The organism is bacterium, from assembly GCA_035371905.1.
Classification (GTDB): domain Bacteria; phylum Ratteibacteria; class UBA8468; order B48-G9; family JAFGKM01; genus JAMWDI01.
Window position 1 is genome coordinate 1 of sequence record DAORXQ010000126.1, and the last position, 4,038, is coordinate 4,038.

The following is a 4,038-nucleotide window of genomic DNA, read 5'->3' on the forward strand; positions in this document are numbered from 1 at the left end:
AAAGAAAAAAAAATTTTATCAAATTTTAAAGTAGCAGAAGTCATTGCTTTAAAACCATATATTTTCCCAGCAGAAATTATTATAGATAAAGGTAAAAAGGATGGTATAGCAGAAAATAATCTTGTTCTAACAAGGGATATTTTCTTAATTGGAAGAGTGGTGGAAGTTAATAATTCATATTCCAGAGTAATTTCTATTTTTAATAAAAAAACAAAAATAAGTGCCATAGTTTCATCTACAAAAGAAATTGGTGTGCTTGAAGGAGGATATGCGCCTTTTCTATTAATGAAATATATTCCTTATGATAGTAAAGTAAAAATCGGAGATGAGATTTATACATCTGGATTTAGTGAATACTATCATTCAGGAATAAAAATAGGGAAAATAGTAAAAATATCAAAGGATACTAATTCACTTTTTTTAAAAATTTTTGTAAAGCCATATATTTCTTCTTATGATTTTAAGGAGGTAATTATTTGTGAATAGAAAACTCTGGGTTATTTTAGAACAGGTTTTAATTGTTTCTATTTTTCAGTATATTTTTTTTAACTTCTTTCATTTAAAAGTAATCCCTTCTTTTTTTCTTGTTTATCTGTTATTACTTACTTTTGAAGGAAATGTTGAAATTGCTTTATTTTTAAGTTTTATTCTTGGAGTAATTAACGATATTTTTTCAAAAGAAATTTTAGGTTTGACTTCTGTTAGATATCTCTTAGTAATTTATTTTTCTTCATTTTTTGTGGTAAAATCAATAAGAGGTAAATGTAGTTTGATTTTTGTATTCAGTTTTTTATATTTTTGTATGCTTTCTTTTAGAAAACTTGATGAAAGTTTCTGGGATGGAAAAACTTTGTTGAAGTATGCAGTTTTATTCTCACTTTATAATTTATTAGTTGCAATTTTTATTGAAATTTTGCTGAGGGAAATTAAAAAGAAATGGACAGAGAGAATTTTTTAAAAAATTTTATTTTATTTTTCATTTATGTAATTTTATTAAGATGTTTTTATCTACAGATTGTTAGGTATCCATACTATTATCAACTCTCTATAAAGAATTGTATAAGAACCATTGAAACAGGAATACCGAGAGGCATTATTTATGACAGAAATGGAAGAATACTTGCCAAGGATATACCTTCTACCAATCTTGTTTTTGTTCCCTATGATATAAAAAATGTGGAAAAGGAAATTGAAATTCTTTCAAATATAGTAAATCTTGATAAAGATTATTTAAGGAAAAAATTGACTAAAAAATATTCAAATCCATTTGATAGAGTTATACTTAAAAGAAATTTAACAAGTATGGAGATTTCTTTAATTGAAGAAAACTCATATAATTTACCAGGGATTTTTGTTCAGGAAGGGATAAAAAGATTATATACTTTTGGAAAAAAAACCAGTCATTTACTCGGTTATCTTGGAGAGATTTCTCAATCTCAACTTGAAAAATTAAAAGAAAAAGGTTATGAAATGGGTGATATGATTGGGCAGGATGGGATAGAAAAACAATATGATGAATACTTAAGAGGTATTCCTGGAGGAATTCAAGTAGAAGTAGATGCTCTGGGTCACCAGAGAAGAATTTTTGGGAAGAAAGAGGGTCAACCGGGAAACGATATAATTCTCACGATTGATGCAACTATACAGGAAATAGCTTCAGAAGAACTTGGAGGAAGACAGGGATGTGTAGCGGTTATGGATCCAAGAAGTGGTGAAATACTTGCACTTGTGAGTAATCCATCTTTTGACCCTGATAATTTACTTTATTATCTTGATGAAAGAAAACATCCTGAGAAACCTTTTTTAAATAGAGTTATAAAAGGACAGTATCCTCCAGGGTCAATTTTCAAAATAATAACAGAAGTTGCTGCTCTTGAAATAGGTACAATAAAAGAATTTGATAGAATAGAGTGTACAGGTGTTATGGAAGTTAATGATAGAATTTTTCATTGCTGGAAGGAAGAAGGTCATGGATGGGTTGATATAAATTTAGCATTGCCATTTTCCTGTAATATTTTCTTTGGAACTGTTGGAATGAAATTGGGAGTTTCCAAACTCATTGAATATGCAAAGAAATTTGAACTCGGAAAACCAACAGGAATTGATTTACCTGGAGAAGCAAGTGGTTATATCCCTTCTTCACAGGAAGCAGACCCATTAAATCTTTCCATAGGACAGGGACCAATTACTACTACACCAATTCAACTTTTATCTTTAATTTCCACCGTTGCTAACGGAGGAAATATATGGCAGCCATTTTTAGGTAAAAAAATAGTTTCTCCAAAAGGAGAAATATTAAAAGAATTTATTCCTAACATAAAAAAAACAGTATATATTGATTCAGAAACACTTGATATACTCAGAAAAGGTTTGAAAAATGTTGTTGCTTTTGGTACGGGAGGAAGAGCAAATGTTGAAGGCCTTGAAATTGCAGGAAAAACAGGTACAGCACAAAGAGCATCTACGGAAGTTGGGTTACCTACGCACGGTGCTTTTGTTTGTTATGCTCCATTTGACAATCCAAAAATTGCTGTTGTAGTTTTTATTGATTATGGTTCTTCTCCACACGCAGCAGAAATAGCAGGTAAAATATTGAAGAGGATATTTTTACCTGAAAAAATAGAGGAAAAAGATGAAACAGAAACTCAAATATTTGAGGAATAGTATAATTGAAAAGGATATATTTTTTTTGAGTTATTTTTTGATATTTATTGGTCTTATTATTCTTTTCAGCGCATCAAAAGGTGTTATTCTTACAAAAGAAGGATTTTTTATTAAACAAATTATTTGGGTAATTCTGGGGATTTTTTTGGTCAGGATATTTAGAAATAGTGATTACAGGAATCTTGAAAAAAGTATATATTTCTTTTATCTTTTGACCATTATTTTACTTTTTATTGTTTTGCTGAAAGGAGAGGGGAGGGCTTCAAGATGGATAGGACTTGGTTGGTTTTATTTTCAACCTTCAGAATTTGCAAAACTGGTTATTATACTTACTTTATCTTCTTATTTATCCAGAAGAGATGTCAAAAGATTTTCAGTTTTATTTACTTCTTTACTTATTGTTGGTATACCTTTTTTCCTTGTTTTCAAACAACCAAATCTTGGAACCGCTATTGTATTTATATTGATTTTTATTGGTATAACTTATATAGCAGGAATAACAAGAAAACAATTAATAGTACTTTTTCTAACCGCAGTTTTTCTTTCCCCTTTAATATGGGCTATTATGAAAGATTATCAGAGAGAAAGAATTTTAACTTTTTTAAATCCTATGAGAGATCCTTTGGGTAAAGGATATAATCTACTTCAATCAAAAATTACTATAGGTTCAGGTGGATTTATCGGTAAGGGTTTTATGAAAGGCACACAGACAAAACTCGCTTTTCTTCCAGAATATCACACCGATTTTATATTTTGTGTTCTTGCAGAAGAATTTGGTTTTCTTGGAGTAATAATTTTTGTTTTAATATACTACTATTTTCTTAGTAAGATTCTGGAGATTATCTATATATCAAAAGATTCTTTTGGAAAACTTGTGGCAACAGGGATTTTTGTTATGTTTGCAGGACATTTTTTAATAAATCTTGGTATGACGCTTGGAATTTTTCCAATAGTTGGAATACCTTTACCTTTTATAAGTTATGGAGGGTCTTCTTTATTGGTTTCTATTTTATCAGTTATTGTTTTATCAAGTATTGAAAAACATTCAACCTTATTTTAAAAATGATAGAGAAAGTTGAGGAATTACTTCCATTAGTTGAAAATCCAGCAAGATATCTTGGAAGAGAAATAAATACGTATGTCAAAAAAAAGTATGAAGTCAAAATTGCTATTGGGTATCCTGATATTTATGAAATAGGGATGTCATCTCTTGGTTTAAGAATTCTTTATGGTATTGCTAATGAGAGAAATGACTGTGTATGTGAAAGGTTTTTTCTTCCATGGATTGATATGGAAAGTTTAATGAGAAAAGAAGGTATTTCTCTTTTTACTCTTGAAACAAAAACCCCTCTCAATAAATTTGATATGATTGGA

5 protein-coding genes are annotated in these 4,038 nt (G+C 29.2%); all 5 read left to right on the top strand.

Translation table 11 applies throughout. From position 1 onward, the window contains the following. A partial coding sequence (gene mreC / locus PKV21_09340; GenBank protein ID HOM27688.1) for a rod shape-determining protein MreC occupies positions 1-486 on the top strand: 486 nt, incomplete at its 5' end. Further along, positions 479-958, top strand: coding sequence for a hypothetical protein (locus tag PKV21_09345; protein ID HOM27689.1), 480 nt, complete (start codon positions 479-481; stop codon positions 956-958). The genes mreC and PKV21_09345, both read left to right, overlap by 8 nt. Continuing rightward, positions 937-2,664, top strand: coding sequence for a penicillin-binding protein 2 (gene mrdA / locus PKV21_09350; GenBank protein ID HOM27690.1), 1,728 nt, complete (start codon positions 937-939; stop codon positions 2,662-2,664). The genes PKV21_09345 and mrdA overlap by 22 nt, the downstream gene beginning before the upstream one ends. Continuing rightward, complete coding sequence (rodA, locus tag PKV21_09355) at positions 2,633-3,724, top strand: rod shape-determining protein RodA (GenBank protein ID HOM27691.1); 1,092 nt, start codon at positions 2,633-2,635, stop codon at positions 3,722-3,724. Before mrdA ends, rodA begins: the two co-directional genes overlap by 32 nt. 2 nt (positions 3,725-3,726) lie before the next feature. Then, a partial coding sequence (locus tag PKV21_09360) for a B12-binding domain-containing radical SAM protein (GenBank protein ID HOM27692.1) occupies positions 3,727-4,038 on the top strand: 312 nt, incomplete at its 3' end.